The following is a 19,047-nucleotide window of genomic DNA, read 5'->3' as shown; positions in this document are numbered from 1 at the left end:
TTTTGTTTAGTTTTTTGTTTTGCGACTTAGTTTCGATACCTGACCAGCAAGACATAAACGCAGACAATCAGCGGATTTCGACGGCCATCGAAATCCGTTTTGCCTTTGTTAGTCATTGGCACTTCTCATGTTGTTTACATACTTAGTTTAGTTTTGGTGTTGCGGAATTATAGTTAAGCAGTTTTGATTATGAATGATTCTTTCCCGGCTGTACTGTAATCGTATTCCCTTCCATAGTAAGCTGTATATTGCTAATGAGTACCAACGCTTCCAGTACTTCTTTTACACTGTTTTTGCGGGGGAACACACCATATAATTTATTGTTGGGTAAGTTGCCTTTGTATACTACTTCTACATTGTACCAACGGGCTACCTGCCGCATTACACCCTTAATATCCAGCCCGTCAAACCTGAATTCCCCGCTTTTCCATGCCAGTACCGCATCCAGGTCGGCTGTAGACACTGCAAAGTGATGCTTTCCGTTTTGCAGCACTGCCTGTTGCCCCGGTTTGATAATAACAGCATCTGCGGCGCTTACTTTTACCGAACCGTTTACCAGGGTGGTTACTACTTTTTGTTCATCTTTATAGGCCATCATATTAAAGGCAGTTCCTAACACGTCTACATGTACCTCGTTTGCATTTACAGAAAAAGGAGCAGTAGGATTGTTTTTGATTTCAAAATAGGCTTCGCCGGATAAGGTTACCTGGCGGCGGTTGTTTGTAAAGGCCGACTGATAACGCAAAGAAGATTGGGCATTCAACCATACACCTGAACCATCGGGCAGCACTACATGGTATTGTTTGCCACGGGGAACTGTTATCTGGTGGAAATGAGCAGCAGAGGTGCTTTTGCTATCAGGTGAATAGGTTAAGCTGCCATGATGAACAGATATCATTTCGCCAGTAGCTTCGTCCCGAATCAGCCCTTCCATCATACTGTCCAGTACTACAATTTGTCCATAAGATAAGGTGAGTTCTATTTTAGAGCCGGTAGATAGGGGAGTACTATGTGCTACCGGTTTTGCAGGTATTATTTCCTTATTATTATTACGCAACAATAACCAGGCGCTTGCAGCCATTACAGCTATCATAGCTGCCGCTGCTGAATAACGCCGGATGCGTTTATATATAGAAATGGTTGTAACAGCAGGCGCTTCCAGGCTATTACGTTGCAGTAGTATTTTCTGATACAAATGGTCCCAGTCAACACCAAAGGCTTCCGGCGTAGCGGCAGCTTCATCCAGTAACAGTCTGATATGATCCAGTACAAGCTCGTGATTATCAGTATTGTTGAGCCAGTCCAGCAATTCTTTTTCTTCTGCTATGGAAGCGGTTTGGGAAGAAAAAGCTTTGAGCAGGAAGGTAATTCTCTCAGAATTTGCCATGCAGATAGTTAGTTATATCAAGGCAGAGAAGAAAATAGTGGAAATGTACTAGTGAAAACCCCGGTTTTTTTTAACTTTTTTGGCGACACAGTAAAAAGATCAATAAAGGCATGGCTCTTTCCAGGTAGGAGCGGAGAAATTTAACTGCTTCCTGTAAATGGTTTTTTACGGTATTAGGCGAAATCTGCAACCTGGCTGCTACCTCTTCCCGACTCAGTTTTTCCTGTCTGATGAGTTTGTATACCAGTTTTTGCTGTGGGGGTAATTGTTCTATGGCACGTAAAAGCAGGTGTTCGTTCTCTTTGTTTTGCAACAGCACTTCCAGGGGGCTTTCCAAGTCTGTAGCCTGCTCGGTCAGTGCCTGTTCTATTTTCTTTTCCTGGGCCAGTTTCTTAAAATGCGCGTATACGCTATTATATACAATAGTAAAAAGATAGGTAGCAGGCTTTTCTATAGCGGGTAATTGGTCACGCTTCACCCAAAGTGTTACAAATACTTCCTGTACAATTTCCTCGGCTACGTATTCCGAGCGGGTCATTTTTAAAGCAACAGCATAAAAACGGCTTTTATAGCTATCGAATAACATGCGGAAAGCAGTTTCATCGCCACTGGCCAGCCGTGTAAATAATTGTTTCTGTTCGTATAATGAAGGGTCCTGCAAACGATAGCTTTGTATTATAAATTTAAGTACTATTTAGTGTTACTCACCTTCCTTTTAGGTAAAAGTACCGGTTTTATAAGCTATCATTTAGTGTTAAGCCACCTCGCCCACTAAAAACACACTACCGCAAACTATTATTAAATCTTTTTCGTGTGCTTTTTGCTTCGCCTGGGCCAATGCAGTGTTTACATCAGGATACGTGTGCCCTTGTAAACCATGTATGGCAGCTTTGGCTGCCAGTTCGTTTTCAGGTAAGGCACGTTCTATCTGTGCGCGGGTGAAATAGTAATGGGCGGTAGTAGGTAGCAAGGCCAGCACTTTTTCAATATCCTTATCTTTTACCATGCCCATAACAATATGTAGTTCGTTATAGGTGGTTAATTCCAGTTGCTGCACCAGTTGCTGAATGCCATCTTCGTTGTGGCATACATCCAGTATTACAGTAGGGTGTTGTTGTATCAGTTCCCAGCGGCCATGCAGGCCTGTTTGTTTTTTTACATGCTGTAAGCCATGCGCCAGCTGCTCTTCGCTGATATTCCAGTTTTTTCTTCGCAATTCTTCCACGGCAGTGATTACACTCAGCACGTTTTTTCTTTGATACAAACCGGGAAGGTCCAGCGCGTAGGTTTTACGTTCGCCGGAATGTACATGTTCTATGGTAACCTGTAAATGATGGTGCTGGTATTGCCAGTCGGTAACAGTGTGCAGTTGTTGTGCCCACAGTATAGGGGCTTTTATAGCAGCAGCTGTTTGCTCAAATACGGGCGTGGTTTCTGTATGTGTTTCGCCAATCACTACGGATACCCCTTGTTTAATAATACCCGCTTTTTCACCGGCAATTAAAGGAAGGGTATCGCCCAACATATTCATGTGATCGTAACCAATGTTGGTAATAATGCTGAGGGTAGGGGTGATAATGTTGGTGCTATCCAAACGCCCCCCCAGGCCGGTTTCAATAATGGCTATGTCCACCTTTTGCTGTGCAAACCAGTCGAAAGCCATGGCCACGGTTATTTCAAAGAAAGAAGGTTCTAAGGCTTCTATCTGAGGTTGTATCTTTTGGGTAAAGTCAATGACAAACTGCTCGGTGCACAGTTCGCCGTTTACTTTAATGCGCTCCCGGAAATCTTTCAGATGGGGCGAGGTGTATAAGCCGGTTTTGTAGCCAGCACTTTGCAGCACTGATGCCAGCATATGACTTACAGAGCCCTTTCCGTTAGTGCCTGCTATATGAATGGAAATGAAATGCTGCTGCGGATTATCCAGCGCATCACATAAGGCTATAGTATTAGTAAGGTCTTTTTTAAATGCGGCTGCTCCTATTCTGCTAAACATGGGCAGTTTATGGAACAGGTAATCGAGTGTTTCCTGGTAGTTCACTTAACCTTTCAATTTAAAATCAAATACAATAGTGCCTGTCTGATCTTCTGTGCCTGTGTTGAATTTAAGCTGTTTAGCCTTGTTGATGGCAATAGCTTTAATACCGCTGTTGGTGGTGGTAGTGCCTTTAGGGTTAATGCTGGCTGCTATTACAGCGCCGGCTGCATTAACGGTAATGTCTACAGCTACTTTAGCGTTTTCGTTAAAATCATCTTCGTAAGTAGGAAAGCGTACGGCTTTTCTGCCAGATAAACCACTTCTTACTGTAAAGCCACTTTTACCGCTGCCACCATTGCCGCTATAGCTATCGGAGTTAGGGGTACCATTGGCTTTGCCCTGATCGCCATGACCACCGGCTATGCCCTGGTTAGTAACGCCATTATAGCTGTCTGCTCCGTTACCGCCTGTGCCGCCTGGCTTACCGCCACCATATAGGGCTTTTGCCACAGGTGGTTTAGGGGTAGGAGGTACGGTTGGTTTAGGAGTAGTTCTTTTAGGCGTTTTTACGGTTTGGGTTTGTGTTGGCTTCGGCTTTACACTCGTTTTCTCCGGAGAGTTAACAGGTGTTGCATCTGCATCATTATTATCCTCGGCTACTTTGGTATCAGTTACTGCTTCGGCAGGTGCTGCTGTTTGTGGCGGAGGAGGAGTAGCTTCCGGAACTGCTTCCTCGGCAGGATCGCCGGGTACGGCAGGCGGAATATCTCCCAAACCTTCATCGCTGTTGCCCAGGTTCACTTCAATGCCCTGATCTACCTGGGGTGGTTGCACCTGTGGCAACGTCCAGCTTACCAGGAATAACAATAAAGCCAATAAAGCGCTTACACCCAGTGTAATGCCTAATGCTTTCATGTTCTTTTGCGATTCGAAGTTTGCATCCATACAACGACAATATTAATAATAACAAATATAGTGTTTATTGCACTATCCTGTTCCGGCGCATTATTGTTGATAACGAGCAATTTAACGTATCCTTTATGGCTGGTAACCGGCTAGTGGTTTAACAGATTATATACATCCCATCCAAAGCGGATAATAGTGCCGGTAACCACCAGCAAAAAGAAGATACGTATAAACCGGTTTCCTTTTAACAGGGCCAGCCTTGTGCCAAAGAAAGAACCTGCAAGGTTGCATATGGCCATGGGAATAGCATATTGATACAGTATGTGGCCGGTACTGCTGAAATATAAAATAGAAGCGAGGTTGGTGGCCAGGTTCACCATTTTGGCATGAGCGCTGGCATGGAGGAAATCCTGTCCTATTACACTAATGAAAATCAGTATCAGGAAGCTGCCTGTACCGGGCCCGATAAATCCATCATAAAAGCCTATTACCAGTCCAAACAAAGCGCCATAGGCAATGGCATTGGCGGGCATCTTTTCGTTATGCTCCTGCAAACCAAACTTTTTGTTGCTATAGGTGTAAATGCCCACTATTACCAGTAGCACCAGCATCACTGGTTTTAACACCTGGTTGCTTAACAGGCTGGCCATTTTAGAACCGCCTAATGCTGCCACAAAGGCCACACTGGCTACAGCAGCCAGTAAACGGGTATTCAATTGCACCCTGCGCGAATATTGCCAGGCTGCTAAACTGGTGCCTGCAAAAGAGGGTATTTTGGTAGTGCCCAGCAACGTGGCTACGGGGTATTGGGGCAGAATAATCAGGGTGGCAGGTGTTTGCACCAGGCCGCCACCGCCTACAATGGCATCAATAAAGCCTGCTATAAAAGCAGCAGTACAAAGCAACAGAAGGGTTGACACAATAGGTTCCATATCTATTGAAAAAGCCACCGGTAAAAATACAGATGTGTTTTACCGGTGGCTTTGATTTATTACTATAAACAAAAATTAGTGTGCAAAATCCAGTTCGTAATCGCCTTTGATACGCTCGATAGGAGGATTAAAGTAACCAAACCTTACTTTCGGAAACTCCTCATGAATCAGGTCCATCATTTGTTTCACGCCCATACATTCACCGGTATCTACCACGTTAATCTGGCCCAGGTACCAATCAGGATCGATGTTAAAATTACGCCACTGTATCATGGTTAAATCCGTGTCTATGATCAGCTTGCGTAATGCTTCATATTCTTCAATACTATCCGTCATACCAGGAAACACAAAGTAGTTGATGCTGGCCCAGCCACCATAGCTGCGTACCACTTTCAGGCTTTCTACAATATCTTCAAACTGGTAGTTGTTAGGGCGGTAGTACGGTGTGTAAATATGTTTACGGGCCGAGTTGGTACTTACACGAATACTGTTTAAGCCTACTTCGCACAGTGCTTTTACTGCCTGCGGGTTACTGCCGTTGGTATTAATGTTAATGCTGCCCTTGCTGGTATGCTTGCGCATTTCAATAATAGACTCGCGAATGGTTTGCCACATCAATAATGGTTCGCCTTCGCAACCTTGTCCAAAACTTACAATCGGGAAAGGAGCAGTTTCCAGGTGTGGTACGGTAAACTCTACAATTTCTTCGGGACTAGGCTTGAAAGTAAGCCTGTCCTGCGTAGATACAATAGATTCCTCTTCCGGCTGGAACGAAATACAACCAATACAGTTGGCATTACAGGCCGGTGAAGCAGGTACCGGACACTCCCAGCGTCCCAGCGCAAAGTTGCGGGCGGCAGGACAATGGTAGGTTTGGCAGCAGGTTTCCATCAGGTGCTTGATCAACCGGTTGTGCGGATAGGCTTCCAGCAGGCTTTTAGTACCTTCCTGTATCAGGCCATCATCGTAACCGGCGCATTCCTGGCGGATATCGCGCTCAATTCTTACTGCGGTAACGTAAAATTTATCATCGTGCCATCCGGAAGCGGTATAGCAGAATAAAGGTAAAGTAGGTGCATCGGGCATGGTTTCGTAAGCCGACATATACAATCCGGTGTGCGCAGGTGGAATAAACGCAGCCACAGCCCATCCTTTTTCGCAAAGACGCATTTCCCCGGTTTTTACATCAATACCCACGCCCCGGCGGCCAGGCAACTCGTATAAATTACCTCCCTCGGGCAATTCAATCCACTCTTCAGCAGGTATAGGATACACATCCCAACCGCTGCGGCCAGTGGCATACAAGCTGGTATCTTCAAAAATATTACCCAATCCGTCGGAGTACAAAATGTACGGAGATTCAGTCATCATCTGCAATTGAAACGGCAAAGGTCGTAAAATAATACGCAAAAAGGGCAAAAAACTGATTCTGGCTCCGTTAAAAGCCCTGAAAGGCTTGCCTGATGGGATGGAATGCCTTTATTGCCATGTCTGGCTTTTTGAAGGAATGGAAATAGATTTGCGCGATGGGAATGTACTTAAATGGCTGATAGTGACTATGAAGGAAGTAACAAAGAAATGGATACAGGCGGGGAAAGTATTAGGGGAAGACGCCGATGCAAAGGTAAATTGCCCTGATTGTGAGAAAGGTATTTTGACGGTAACGGATGTTGTTATCGGGTTTGCAGGTAAGACGGACAGGATATTATGTTGCCCTTGTTGCTCAAAGGAGAATGTAATTACTATGGGGCAGGCATAATAGATCAGTATTGTTAATACAGTTAATAAGGATATAATGATTGAATATAACACCGGTCGTTGCGGTGGAGCTCCTGTGTTACAGGGTCGAAGATTGACGATATATGACATTGTAACGAAAATAGAGGTGGAGGGAAACCTGGAAGTGGCAGTGTGTGATTATGAAATAACCATGGAGGAAGCAAGAGAGTCCGTGCATTATTGTGTCAACAGAATTTGTGAGCAAGAGCCGGAGTTAATGAACTTTTGCCATGGATGTGTTTTACGTACGCAGGCAGATGGTGAGGAGTTTTGTGCAGAGGATTATGAAGAGGTGACTGTAACAGGCGGCGCTTATTGGAAGTCGAAAAAGGATGACAGTGTTTTTATGGGAACATGGAGTGAGCTGGAAGTAAAAATCAAGGGAGAAGAAACCTGGCTGATAGCTGGCAGAATGATGATGCAGTATATAGAGCTGCATCCCTGAAACAGTGATAATGCCGGATAGATAAATATAGCTGTAGTGTAATAACATAAAGATAATACAGGCAGCAGGGGGAAGCGGCTTTTAACCAATAGTTTTGGGGCGTGTAATACTGTTTTCAGTATTGCAAATGATGATGGTTAGTAATACAGTAGATTTAGTTTCCCCATTTTTATGAATACCAGATCCTTACACCCTGAAGATGAAAACCGGCTATGGAGCAGGTTTTGTAAAGGGGAGCGGGATGCCTTCGACACGCTTTACGCCACCTACTTTCCGGTGCTGTTTCAATATTGTATCCGGTTTACTTCTGACAGAAGTCTGATTAAAGATGTGCTGCAGGATTTCTTTATTACCCTCTTTTTAAAACCTCCGAAGTCTTCTGCGGTAAAGCAGGTAAAAAGTTATTTATTAGTGTCTGTTCGCAGGCAGTTGTTAAAAGCGTTGCAAAAAGAAGCTGCTGGTTTTCAAACACTGGATGATGAAGCAGGCTACGATTTTGAACTGGAGCTGGCAGCCGATAACAGCTTTATTGAAAAACAGGAAGCCGGCGGGGTAACACAGGCCTTACAGCAAATGATCCGCCAGCTTACCCCACGCCAGCGCGAAGCTGTTTACCTCTACTTTTTTGAAAACATCGGCTACGAGCAAATTGCCGATATGCTGGACATGAAAGAAATAAAATACGCCCGTACATTGATTTACCGCGCGCTGGAAGATATGCGTGACCTGCTTGCTCAAAACCAGGTAATGACGGACATTTTGCGTAATGCCGCCTTTGCAAAACAGCCCTGAAAAAATATTTTTAAAAAAATGTGAAAACCGTGAGGGTTTTTCTTCCCTCTGTTTCCTCTTATTAATAGCGCACAAATAGTAATGGATTACAGTAAACATACCGCCACCGACCTGATGATGACAGATTCTTTCCGTGCCTGGGTAAACCAGTCAGATAAAGAATCCTGTGCATTTTGGGACACGCTGTTGCAACAGCAGCCACAATTGCTGCCTGTAGCAAAGGAGGCCAGTTTTGTACTGTTGCAGTTACAGCATATAAAAACAGTGGATAGTGCACCGGAAATGGAAACAGTGAAAGCAAATATTGATCTGTTACTGGATAGCCGAAGCAGGGTAATGCGCCGAACAGGTAGAGTGCGATTATTGCGGATGACAGCGGCGGCGGCTATACTGGTATTAATGGCTGGGTTTGCATTGTTCTATTATACGCAGGAAGAAACCATTACCGCCGGCTTTGCACGTACCAGTGAAGTGGTGTTACCGGACGGGTCGAAAGTGATATTAAATGCCAACTCTGCGGTATCTTTTAAAAAGCACTGGTTAGGGTGGAAGCATCGGGAAGTGTGGTTACAAGGGGAAGCTTTTTTTAAAGTAACCAGCAAACCACAAGGCTATCATCCCAAGTTTGTAGTGCACGCCAGTGCGTTGGATGTGGCGGTAGTGGGTACACAGTTTAACGTATACAACCGCCGCAATAACGTAAATGTGGTGCTGAAAGAAGGAAAGGTAATAGCAAGCGGAACAGGCGCAGCAGCCAATGCAGGCCAGCTGAAAATGCACCCGGGACAAATGGTTGCTTTACAAAACAATAGCATGCAGTTAACAGAGGTGGATGCAGCCGCTTATATCTCGTGGATGAGCAACCGGCTGGTGTTTGCCAATATGCCTTTGCATAAAGTAGCACAGGTGCTGGAAGATAACTACGGTTACACCGTAATATGGAAGAATAAAAGCATGATGGATAGCACCTTCACAGGTTCATGCCCATCAGACAACATACAAATATTGACTGCTGCCATCAGCGCAGTGTATAACAGAAAAGTATCTATAACAGGTAACTCAGTCACATTTGAATAGAGCGCTCACTATACAATAAAAGCAACAACATTTTTATGGACATCCGATTTAACAGGTATTTATTCCTGGCTGCCTTTTTATTGCCTCAACTGAAGGCGATAACAGCCGATGCCCGCGCCCCTAAACATTTTGCCCCTCCATCGCAAAAGATGGTAGCATTGGCCGAGGCCTTGCATCAGATACAGGGAACTTTTCATGTAAATTTTAACTACAGCAGTGCTACCATAGCCAACAAGTTTGTGCCTGCTGAAAAAATACCGGTAAAAGGTGGCTTTACCGAAGACAAGCTGAGTGCTTTGCTGCAGCCGTTAGGCCTTGTGGCAGAAAAGCTGGATGCTACCGATTATGCTATCAAACCGGCAGTAACTACACAAAAACAAAGCTATACGTTTAACGTAGCGGCCAGCCGTGCCAGTCATGTGGTAAAAGGAGTTGTTACCAACGATAAAGAAGAATTGCTGGCAGGTGTGGCTGTTACAGCGCGTCCGGGTGGTAAAACTGTGCTTACCAACGCAACCGGGGCATTTAGTATAGAAGTGGAAGGGGATGATGTGGTGCTGGTATTCAGTTCGGCCGGATATCTTACCCAGGAACTGAAAGCAGGTAATAATGCTACTTTGAATGTGCAGCTGCAAGCAGATATTAAAAACCTGGACAATGTGGTAGTAACTGCACTGGGTATCAAGCGTCAGGAAAAAGCATTGGGTTATTCTATTGCAACGATAGATGGCTCTAAAGTGAACACGGTAAAAGAAGTGAATGTTGTAAATGCGTTAAGTGGTAAAGTGGCGGGCGTGGATATCAGGGCAGTTAGTTCTGATCCGGGATCCTCTGTATTAATTACCATACGTGGCTCTTCTTCCATCTCCAGTGGCAGTCAGCCGCTATTTGTAGTAGATGGTGTGCCTATTTCTTCCGGTAACAGAACACCTGCTACTCCGGTAGGTCAGGTAACCGTAGATTATGGTAGCCCTATATCGGATATTAACCCCGATGATATTGCTTCTATCAGCGTATTAAAAGGCGCCAGTGCGGCGGCTTTATATGGTAGCAGGGCCGGTAATGGCGTAGTGCTTATTACTACTAAAAGCGGTAGCGGAAAAAGCAAAAAAGGACTGAATGTGCAGGCCAATTTTAATGCGATGTACGATAAGGCCTGGCAGTTTCCGGAGTTTCAGAATGAGTTTGGCGCCGGCGACGTAACGTCGTCTACTGATCCTACCAATACATTGTCTACAGCTTCGTGGGGCCCGCGCTTAGATCAGGGTACCAAATATGTACAATGGAACAGTCCTACCGATGTAAACGGTAACCTGGTGCCTACTGATTGGGTCTCTTATCCTAACCGTGTCAAAGATTTCTTTGAAACCGGCAGCACGTATACTACCAATGTGGCTGTTTCGGGTAACAACTTCCGTTTGTCTTATACCAACCTGCAAAACAAGGGTATTTCTCCCAATACCGATTTGCAGCGTAATACTGTTAACCTGGCGGCAGGTTACGAGTTAAGCCCTAAAATAAAAGTAACTACCAATGTGGCGTATGCCAACAATCACAGTAAAAACCGTCCTACTTTTAACAGAGGCAGTGCCAGCTATATTATATACACCATGCCAGGCAATATCAACCCGGCGTTGTTGAAAAACTACTGGCAGAAAGACAAAGAAGGACTGGCGCAGTTTTCGCAGGACCAGGGTAGTACTGATAACCCTTATTTTGTGGCTTATGAGCTTACTAATGGCTATAACCGCAATAGGCTTACAGGTAACATCCAGTTAAATATAGACCTGTTGAAAAACCTGAGCCTGATGGTGCGTTCGGGTGTTGATTTCTACTCCGAAACAGACGAAAGCAAAAGAGCATTCAGTGCAGTGCAAAACCCCAATGGTGGTTATTCCATAGGCAGCCTGTTTCAGATGGAGCGTAACACAGACTTCCTGTTAACATATAAGAAGAACCTGAAAAAAGACTGGTCTTTCTTTGTATCAGCTGGTGGCAACCGTATGGACGCTAATAACAATAGCCAGTCGCAAGCTGCCGGAACATTGGTAATGCCAGGCGTATATAATATTGCCAATGCAGCTGCAGGTGTCGTTACCAACAATTCTTCCCGGTCAACCAGGCGTATTAATAGCATATATGGTATGGGCGAATTGTCGTACAGTAACTATGCTTTCCTGAACCTTACTGCCCGTAATGACTGGTCCAGTACTTTGCCTTCTAACCACAATTCCTATTTCTATCCTTCTGCATCCTTAAGCTTTATTGTCTCAGATATGTTGCATTTGAACAGCAAGACAGTGTCTTTTGCTAAAGTGCGGATGAACTGGTCAAAAGTAGGTAAGGATACAGATCCTTATAATCTGTATAACAACTTTACTTTTGCTTCGCCTGATTGGGGAAGTGTGAAGATGGCTACTTTTAGCGCCACTTTAAAGAACAATAACCTGAAACCCGAAATAGCTACTTCTTACGAAGCGGGCACCGATTTGAAGTTTTTTAACAATCGCCTGGGTATTGAAGCTACTTACTACAGCACTTCCAGCCGTAACCAGATTGTACCAATTCCTACTTCTATGAGCTCGGGTTACAGTACTAAAATTATCAATACGGGAGAAATACGTAACAGTGGCTGGGAAATAGGTGTAAATGGTACGCCTGTAACCGGTGCTTTTACCTGGAACATCAGCGCCAACTTTACACGCAACCGCAATAAGGTAGTGAGTTTATCAAAAGACCTTTCCAGCTATTCCATGGGTAGTGCCGAAGGGGTACAGTACCAGATAATGGAAGGTACACAAATGGGTGATATGTATGGCAATACCTGGAAAACGGTACCTGATGGTCCACATAAAGGCGAAGAGCTGTTAGATAATACCGGCCATTCGCAAGCAGCTACCGGCCTGGTAAAAATAGGCAACTACAACCCGGACTTCATGGCGGGCTTTACCAACGCCTTTACTTATAAGCAGTTTTCTTTAAACACCCTGCTGGACTGGCGCCAGGGCGGTCAGTTCTTTTCTTACGTGTTCATGAACCTTTTAAGTGATGGACGTACTGTAAATACCTTATATGGCAGAGATGCAGCGCATGGTGGTGTGAGCTGGAACGATAACGGCGTTGAACGTAATGATGGAATGATAGAGAATGGATATATATCAGATGGTAATGGTGGTTATGTAAAGAATACCAATGTTACTGATCCGGAAAGCTACTATGGCGATTACTATTGGAAAATGCACCAGCGTAACACGTTCAGCGCTACTTATGTAAAACTGCGTGAAGCAAGCCTTACCTATACATTTACTAAAAAGCAACTGAGCCGTTTACCATTTACCAACCTGTCGGTAGCATTGATTGGCCGCAACCTGTTCAGCTACACAGCAGCAGGCAAAGGTTACGATCCGGAAACTGCTATGACTATTAAAAGTGGCAGTATAGTGCCTGGCACTGCCAGCTGGTCGTTGCCCTATACCCGTTCTTATGGCGTAAAACTGAGTGTAAACTTTTAATCACCACCTGCACATTATTATGAAACCGATATTCAAGTATATTCCTGTGGCAATGATGGCGCTGTTATCCGGTGCCTGCACCAAGGATTTCACGGCCATTAATACCGATCCTAATACCTCCGGTACCATCAGCTCGCAGTACCTGTTGTCAACCGTACTGGTAAGAACGGCTTATCAATACCAGAAAGATAATTTTACGGGTAAGCCGGCAGAAGCTGCACGTTATATTACCAAGATTAAGAATGAAAACGATGATTTATTTAGTTGGTCGGCAGTAAGCTGGGATGGCTATTACCAATATCTTTCTTATAACCATGAGTTATATAATCTGGCCAAAAGTGCAGGTCAGAAACAGTATATGGCGGTGTCGCAGGTAATGAGGGTATTTAACTTTTCTTATATTACCGATTGCTATGGCGATTGTCCTTATAGCCAGGCGCTGCTTTCTAAAGACAGCAGTGTAGCGCATCCAAAGTATGACAAGCAGGAAGATATTTATCCCAACCTGTTAAATATGCTGGCTGCTACTAATGACGATCTGGCTGCTGTAACGCAGGAGTTAAGCAGTAGCTACGATGTGTTGTACAAAGGCGATCTGAAGAAGTGGCGTAAATTTAACAATGCCTTGCGGTTACGGTTGTTAATGCGTATCTCCTCTAAAGATGCTTCTGCCTATACTGCTATGCAAACAATGTTGAGCAACCCGGACAAATATCCTTTGTTCGAGAGCAACGACGACAATGCGGAGATACCCTTTTTAGGAAAAACTGCGGGCGACAGCTGGCAGGGAGGTAATTTAAACTATACCAGCACGGAGATAGATAAGTATAGGCCCAGTAAAGAACTGGTAGATCAGTTGCTGGCTTTAAACGACCCACGTTTGCCTATATGGGCTGCGCAGGTAACAAGCACTACTGATTATACCGTAGACCCCAATGTATATGTAGGCGTGCCTAACGCTATCTCTTCTCCCTATGGCTATAATGGAGGTGATGCGCATATTTCCAAGTTGGCCGGTATCCTTTACAGCAATGCCAACAGCCTGTTGCCTGCTTCGCTGATGACTTATGCCGAACAATGTTTTATACTGGCAGAAGCCATGCAGAAAGGAAAAGTGACCATGAGAGGTGAAACGGCGGCATCTATGTATTACAAAGGCATTAAAGCATCACTTTCTTTTTATGGTATTTCTACGCAGGCGCAGAACGATTATGTAGGTCAGGAAGCAGTAAGTTATAATGGTACGTTGGAACAGGTGATAACACAAAAATGGCTGTCCCTGTTTTTGAAAAGCTCTGAAGGTTGGTTTGATAACCGCCGTACGGGTTTGCCGGTATTAAAACCAGGTCCATTGGCGGCTATTACTTCAATTCCTTCACGCTATCTCTATCCGTTAACCGAGCAATCTGTAAACCTGGATCAATATAAGGCGGGTGTAGCGCAGCAGGGTGAAGACCTGATCACAACCAAAATGTGGTACCTCAAATAATACATATGCAACGATTTTTTATGTACCTGCTCGCCTGCATTCCCCCGGCAGGCGCTGCAGGTCAAACATATCAATTGCCCGTAAGCAGGCATACACCGGTAGTGATCGCCCATAGGGGCGATCACACTGTATTTCCGGACAACTCATTAACAGCCTTTCAAAAAGCCATTGAGCTTGGAGTAGATTATGTGGAAGTAGATGTGCGCACTACTAAAGACGATAGTCTGATAGCGGTGCATAATTCGGTGCTCACGCTTGCTGATGGCAGTAGAAAAGAGGTGCGGGAAATGACCTATGCCGAAGTACAAATGCAGGCCCCGCATATCCCCACGTTCCGGCAGGTGTTAAGCCTGTGTCGCAACAAAGTGAATATTTACCTTGATTTTAAAGATGCGGACGTGCTTACAACCTGGCAACTGGTTCAATGGGCTGGTATGCAAAAGCAAATGGTAGTGTATGTTAATACGATGTCACAATACTATCAATGGCATACAGCAGTTCCTGTTATGCCATTGATGGGCAGTGTTCCGGATAGCATTACTACGGCAGATGCATTGCGTGTTTTTTTACAACAGCATGCACTGGCGGCGGTGGACGGCTCTGTGGGCGGGTATAGCAAGCCTATGTTGCAATTGCTGGCAAAGCAAAAAGTGGAGGTGTGGTTAGATGTGCAGCAAAAGAGGGAAACGCCTGACAGTTGGAATAAGGCACTGCAGGAGGCCCCCGGTGGTTTACAAACCGATCATCCTGCTGCCTTATTGCGTTACCTGCAACAACAACAGCCACATGCATTGAAAACAAGGGTGGATAGCATTCTTTGGAATTTTAATCATCATCCCGAACAAATGCTGGTGGTGGCGCACAGGGCTGACCATAACAATTATCCCGAAAATTCTTTACCGGCTATTCAGAAAGCTATTGATGCAGGTATTGACATTGTTGAGCTGGATGTGCGGGAAACCAAAGACAAGGTGCTGGTGGTAATGCATGATAAAGATATTCAACGTACTACCAATGGCAAAGGCCTGGTAAGTGATGTTACTTATGCCGAGTTGCAGCGTTTTCATCTGTTACATGATGGAAAGGTAACCAATGCGGTAATACCTAGGGTAGAAGAAGCCTTGCGGTTAACGAAAGGGAAGATAATGGTAGACCTGGATTTTAAAGCAGGCACTGCCAGCGCGCGGGAAGCAACTTTTGCACTGGTGAAAAAACTGCATATGCAGCAGGAGGTATTATTCTTTGCCTATGACGAAGAAGATGCAGTGGCCGCAAGGCAGCTGGACTTTGAAGTGCCGGTGATGCTACGTGTGCATAATCCTGCCGAAGTACATAAAGCCTTGCAGGTAGGAGGTTACCCGGTATTGCATATAGATGATTCTTTTTATTCCGATACACTTATCCAACAGGTAAGGCTGGCGGGTTTGCGTGTATGGTCTAATGCATTGGGCGATTACGACGATAAAGAAGAAGTGCAGCCGGGCACAGGCTTTACCGAATTGTTTACTACACAGCCATTGCTGAATGTGGTGCAAACCAACTATCCGGAGCAACTGCTTGCTTTTTTGCGTAAGAAAGGATGGCATAAATAACTGTTAAACAGAAAGAGTGATGAACAAACAAGTAGCATGGCTGGCAGCGGTATTGCTGGCTTTGAATGTACAGGCTTATGCGCAGCAGGAAGATAATCCGGATGCGGTGCCTGCAGTAGTGAGAGGTCCTTATTTACAGGTAGCTACTGCCAATAGCATTACTATACGGTGGCGTACAGATGTAGCTACGCGCAGCAGGGTGCAATACGGTGTGCAGGAAGGCAAAACAAAGTGGGCGAAGGACGACAGTGTTTTAACGGCTGAGCATGTGGTAACTATTAACGGCCTGCAGCCACATACCCGGTATTACTATACCATTGGCGATTTTAAAAGAACCATGCAGGGCGATGCGGCCAACTATTTTTGCACATTGCCCGAAACCGGTAAAGAAGGAATATATCGTATTGGCGCTTTTGGCGATTGTGGCAACAACTCGGTAAATCAACGTAAGGTAAAGCAGTCGGTATTAAACTACCTGGGCAATAACTATATGGATGCCTGGATATTGCTGGGGGATAATGCTTATGGAAGCGGTACGGATGCGGAGTTTCAGGCAAAGTTTTTCAATATTTATAAAGATGACCTTTTAAAGAAATATCCTTTGTTTCCCTGTCCGGGCAACCATGATTATAACGATAAGGACTTTCCTGGTGCGGTGGAAACCGCTATCCGCACCCATCAAACCGCCTATTATAACAACTTTTCTATGCCTTTGCAGGGCGAAAGCGGGGGAGTTCCTTCTCATACACAGGCGTTCTATTCTTTTGACATTGGCAATGTGCATTTTTTGTCGCTGGATTCGGAAGGGCTGGAAGATGGTGAATCGCATATCTATGATACCCTGGGTGCTCAGGCACAGTGGGTAAAGCGAGATCTGGCTGCCAACAGGCATAAGCAATGGGTAGTAGCCTACTGGCATCATCCGCCTTATACTATGGGCTCGCATAACTCTGATAAAGCAGAAGAGTTGATATTAATCCGGAAAAACTTCCTGGCCATACTGGAACGTTATGGTGTTGACCTGGTATTATGTGGCCACAGTCACGATTACGAACGCTCCCGTTTACTAAAAGGGCATTACGGTATGTCTGCTACCTTTCGTGCAGCAGAGCATAATGTAAGCGGCTCTACCGGCTTGTACGATGGTAGTCGCAATTCCTGTCCTTATGTAAAAGATACTGCCAATACCGGAACGGTATATGTGGTCGCTGGTTCCGCAGGTCAGCTGGGGGGCAGGCAGGCTACTTATCCGCATAAAGCCATGTTATATGCCAATGACTCGGTAGGCGGGGCGGGCATGATAGAAGTGCAGGGCAACCGGCTGGATTTTAAATGGATCTGCGCTGATGGTGTTATCCGCGATCAGTTTACGATGATGAAGGAAGTGAATAAACAGGTTACGATGCAGGCGAAAGCCGGCAGAAAAGTTACGCTTACTGCTTCCTTCTCCGGCAATTATCAGTGGAGTGAAAAAGGGTTAACCAGCCGCTCTATTACTATCGAAGCACCTAAAGGTACTACGGTATATACAGTACAGGATAAAGAAAGCTGTATTAAAGATACGTTTACTGTTATAGGGGAATGAGCCACCTGAACTAACTGATGCAACAACAGCCATCCGCTATAGGATGGCTTTGTTTTTTTGTACCTCTTGGGCGATGAATCATCCGGTTACGGTATCGCCGTTAGCATGCTCGCTTTTATTTACCGGGTTAGTAGTCCGGCATCCAGCACAAAAGAAGAACCGGTTATATAGCGTGCTTTATCAGAAGCCAGAAACACAACTGCATTGGCTACGTCTTCCGGCTCAATCCAGGGAACAGGTAGCAGGTTACCGGCAGAACGTTCGGCTATTTCCTGTGGGGTAGCTCCTTCCAAAGCGGCAAGCCCATCATTCATAGGGGTATTTACGCCTGTGGGATGTATAGAAACAGCTCTGATGTTATAAGGCGCTAATTCTATGGCCCAGGATTTTGTTAGCCCGGTAAGTCCCCATTTGGAGGCTGCATAATGGCTTAGCCTGTTCATGCCCCGCAGGCCGGCAATAGAGGAATTATTGATGATAACGCCTGATTTTTGCTGCATCATTAATGGTATTATCCTGCGGCCCACTAGCCAGGCACCTTTCAGGTTAATGTCTATCATAGCATCCCATTCCTCTTCCGGCATTTCATGGGCTATGCCATAGGCACAAATACCTGCATTATTAAACAGAATATCTACCCGGCCCAGTTTTTCCTGTACATCATTTACGGCAGAAGTGATGGCATTGTCATCACGTACATCACCCGCGTAAGTAAAACATTGTACGCCTGCTTTTACACAGGCTTCCTGTAAAGATTGCAGTTCGGGTGCATTGCCCAGGGAGTAACCAGGATAATCCAGTGCTTTGGCAATATCAAAGGCCGCAATATGCACGCCTTCCGCAGCCAGCGCTATCGCAGCCGCCCTGCCTTGTCCGTGCGCAGCGCCGGTAATAAACGCCACTTTTCCGGTAAGTTCGTTAGTCATTAGAATGATTTATTTTGGTGTAGAGGGGATATAGGCCTGCAGATATTCATCAATATCGGTTTCTGTTACATTGCTGAAAACATTAGTGGCAATCATTTGCCCTGCAAAGGCTATCAGCTCTACCAGTTGCTCCTGGTTATAAATACTGCTTATCTTTTCAAATAATTCCTCTTCCACTTTACCCCGTTGCTGTGCTATCTGGCTGCCAAAGTCTATCAGTAATTGTTCGTGCTGGTTAAAATGAATATGCTCCGGTTGTTCGCCGTTATCGATAATGATCTTTCTGAAAAAGGTGGTACATAATGGACAACCGCTTCCGCTGGAAATGCTGTAAGCAAACAAATAGGCCAGCCTTGGCCCCAGAATTTCCTGTACGCGTTGGTAAAGGCGATACCATTCCATATATATGTCAAAAGCCGGTAAAGAATGTGCCAGGGTAGCTTTCATGTTGGTAATGCGTGCCTGGTAGCGGGTACGATGTTCTTCAAAGGCTGCCTTTACGGGTGCAGGTGCATCCTGTTCTGGCAGCGGGTTAATTCTTGCCATACGCGTAAACTGATTATCCATCAATATACCGGAAATTATATTTATTTCCGAATGTTGTCCATTAAATTAATAGGTTGTTTTTGTTGTTAACTATCAGGGCG

16 protein-coding genes are annotated in these 19,047 nt (G+C 45.1%); 8 read left to right on the top strand and 8 right to left on the bottom strand.

What is annotated here, in order from left to right:
- Positions 1 to 187: 187 nt before the first annotated feature.
- From FLA_RS18870 to FLA_RS18845, 6 genes are all read right to left on the bottom strand, one after another.
- Positions 188 to 1,387, bottom strand: coding sequence for a FecR family protein (locus FLA_RS18870; protein WP_076378961.1), 1,200 nt, complete (start codon positions 1,385 to 1,387; stop codon positions 188 to 190).
- A 70-nt stretch (positions 1,388 to 1,457) separates the two neighbouring features.
- Complete coding sequence (locus FLA_RS18865) at positions 1,458 to 2,048, bottom strand: RNA polymerase sigma factor (protein WP_076378959.1); 591 nt, start codon at positions 2,046 to 2,048, stop codon at positions 1,458 to 1,460.
- 93 nt (positions 2,049 to 2,141) lie between these two features.
- Positions 2,142 to 3,428, bottom strand: a complete 1,287-nt coding sequence (locus FLA_RS18860; RefSeq protein ID WP_076378957.1) for a bifunctional folylpolyglutamate synthase/dihydrofolate synthase — start codon at positions 3,426 to 3,428, stop codon at positions 2,142 to 2,144.
- Positions 3,429 to 4,310 (bottom strand): hypothetical protein, encoded by an 882-nt coding sequence (locus FLA_RS18855; RefSeq protein WP_076378955.1) that lies wholly within the window; start codon positions 4,308 to 4,310, stop codon positions 3,429 to 3,431.
- Positions 4,311 to 4,420: 110 nt separating this feature from the next.
- A complete protein-coding gene (locus FLA_RS18850; protein WP_076378953.1) occupies positions 4,421 to 5,203 on the bottom strand; it encodes a sulfite exporter TauE/SafE family protein in 783 nt (260 codons plus the stop codon).
- Between the two features lie 75 nt (positions 5,204 to 5,278).
- Entirely contained in the window at positions 5,279 to 6,574 is a 1,296-nt protein-coding gene (locus tag FLA_RS18845; protein WP_076378951.1) for a radical SAM protein, read from the bottom strand.
- 187 nt (positions 6,575 to 6,761) lie between these two features.
- Here FLA_RS18845 and FLA_RS18840 point away from each other — a divergent pair, with 187 nt between their 5' ends.
- The 8 genes from FLA_RS18840 to FLA_RS18805 all read left to right on the top strand — a co-directional run bounded on the left by FLA_RS18840 (position 6,762) and on the right by FLA_RS18805 (position 17,474).
- Positions 6,762 to 6,962, top strand: coding sequence for a hypothetical protein (locus FLA_RS18840; RefSeq protein ID WP_144264026.1), 201 nt, complete (start codon positions 6,762 to 6,764; stop codon positions 6,960 to 6,962).
- 36 nt (positions 6,963 to 6,998) lie between these two features.
- Positions 6,999 to 7,427 (top strand): DUF433 domain-containing protein, encoded by a 429-nt coding sequence (locus tag FLA_RS18835; RefSeq protein ID WP_076378947.1) that lies wholly within the window; start codon positions 6,999 to 7,001, stop codon positions 7,425 to 7,427.
- 171 nt (positions 7,428 to 7,598) lie between these two features.
- On the top strand, positions 7,599 to 8,219 hold the full coding sequence (locus tag FLA_RS18830; protein ID WP_076378945.1) for an RNA polymerase sigma factor: 621 nt from the start codon (positions 7,599 to 7,601) through the stop codon (positions 8,217 to 8,219).
- An 81-nt stretch (positions 8,220 to 8,300) separates the two neighbouring features.
- The gene (locus FLA_RS18825; RefSeq protein ID WP_076378943.1) at positions 8,301 to 9,296 is read left to right on the top strand and encodes a FecR family protein; all 996 of its coding nucleotides are present in this window, start codon (positions 8,301 to 8,303) and stop codon (positions 9,294 to 9,296) included.
- A 35-nt stretch (positions 9,297 to 9,331) separates the two neighbouring features.
- Complete coding sequence (locus FLA_RS18820; protein ID WP_096511162.1) at positions 9,332 to 12,808, top strand: SusC/RagA family TonB-linked outer membrane protein; 3,477 nt, start codon at positions 9,332 to 9,334, stop codon at positions 12,806 to 12,808.
- A gap of 19 nt (positions 12,809 to 12,827) precedes the next feature.
- Entirely contained in the window at positions 12,828 to 14,297 is a 1,470-nt protein-coding gene (locus FLA_RS18815; protein ID WP_076378941.1) for a SusD/RagB family nutrient-binding outer membrane lipoprotein, read from the top strand.
- A 5-nt stretch (positions 14,298 to 14,302) separates the two neighbouring features.
- On the top strand, positions 14,303 to 15,889 hold the full coding sequence (locus FLA_RS18810) for a glycerophosphodiester phosphodiesterase family protein (RefSeq protein WP_084206204.1): 1,587 nt from the start codon (positions 14,303 to 14,305) through the stop codon (positions 15,887 to 15,889).
- A 19-nt stretch (positions 15,890 to 15,908) separates the two neighbouring features.
- The gene (locus FLA_RS18805) at positions 15,909 to 17,474 is read left to right on the top strand and encodes a purple acid phosphatase family protein (protein WP_076378937.1); all 1,566 of its coding nucleotides are present in this window, start codon (positions 15,909 to 15,911) and stop codon (positions 17,472 to 17,474) included.
- Between the two features lie 119 nt (positions 17,475 to 17,593).
- Here FLA_RS18805 and FLA_RS18800 read toward each other — a convergent pair whose 3' ends face one another.
- Entirely contained in the window at positions 17,594 to 18,400 is an 807-nt protein-coding gene (locus tag FLA_RS18800) for an SDR family oxidoreductase (RefSeq protein ID WP_076378935.1), read from the bottom strand.
- A 9-nt stretch (positions 18,401 to 18,409) separates the two neighbouring features.
- On the bottom strand, positions 18,410 to 18,946 hold the full coding sequence (locus FLA_RS18795) for a carboxymuconolactone decarboxylase family protein (RefSeq protein ID WP_076379341.1): 537 nt from the start codon (positions 18,944 to 18,946) through the stop codon (positions 18,410 to 18,412).
- Between the last annotated feature and the right edge of the window lie 101 nt (positions 18,947 to 19,047).

The organism is Filimonas lacunae (genome assembly GCF_002355595.1).
Lineage (GTDB): Bacteria > Bacteroidota > Bacteroidia > Chitinophagales > Chitinophagaceae > Filimonas > Filimonas lacunae.
The sequence above is the reverse complement of the archived record's forward strand: the minus strand, read 5'-3'. Positions and strand labels throughout refer to the sequence as shown.

Excerpts from the sequence above, each read along its gene's own strand:
- FLA_RS18825 (WP_076378943.1), top strand. The coding sequence starts at position 8,301 with ATGGATTACAGTAAACATACCGCCACCGACCTGATGATGACAGATTCT.
- FLA_RS18845 (WP_076378951.1), bottom strand. The coding sequence starts at position 6,574 with ATGATGACTGAATCTCCGTACATTTTGTACTCCGACGGATTGGGTAAT.
- FLA_RS18870 (WP_076378961.1), bottom strand. The coding sequence starts at position 1,387 with ATGGCAAATTCTGAGAGAATTACCTTCCTGCTCAAAGCTTTTTCTTCC.
- FLA_RS18840 (WP_144264026.1), top strand. The coding sequence starts at position 6,762 with ATGAAGGAAGTAACAAAGAAATGGATACAGGCGGGGAAAGTATTAGGG.
- FLA_RS18795 (WP_076379341.1), bottom strand. The coding sequence starts at position 18,946 with ATGGCAAGAATTAACCCGCTGCCAGAACAGGATGCACCTGCACCCGTA.
- FLA_RS18830 (WP_076378945.1), top strand. The coding sequence starts at position 7,599 with ATGAATACCAGATCCTTACACCCTGAAGATGAAAACCGGCTATGGAGC.
- FLA_RS18805 (WP_076378937.1), top strand. The coding sequence starts at position 15,909 with ATGAACAAACAAGTAGCATGGCTGGCAGCGGTATTGCTGGCTTTGAAT.
- FLA_RS18850 (WP_076378953.1), bottom strand. The coding sequence starts at position 5,203 with ATGGAACCTATTGTGTCAACCCTTCTGTTGCTTTGTACTGCTGCTTTT.
- FLA_RS18855 (WP_076378955.1), bottom strand. The coding sequence starts at position 4,310 with ATGGATGCAAACTTCGAATCGCAAAAGAACATGAAAGCATTAGGCATT.
- FLA_RS18810 (WP_084206204.1), top strand. The coding sequence starts at position 14,303 with ATGCAACGATTTTTTATGTACCTGCTCGCCTGCATTCCCCCGGCAGGC.
- FLA_RS18835 (WP_076378947.1), top strand. The coding sequence starts at position 6,999 with ATGATTGAATATAACACCGGTCGTTGCGGTGGAGCTCCTGTGTTACAG.
- FLA_RS18800 (WP_076378935.1), bottom strand. The coding sequence starts at position 18,400 with ATGACTAACGAACTTACCGGAAAAGTGGCGTTTATTACCGGCGCTGCG.
- FLA_RS18820 (WP_096511162.1), top strand. The coding sequence starts at position 9,332 with ATGGACATCCGATTTAACAGGTATTTATTCCTGGCTGCCTTTTTATTG.
- FLA_RS18815 (WP_076378941.1), top strand. The coding sequence starts at position 12,828 with ATGAAACCGATATTCAAGTATATTCCTGTGGCAATGATGGCGCTGTTA.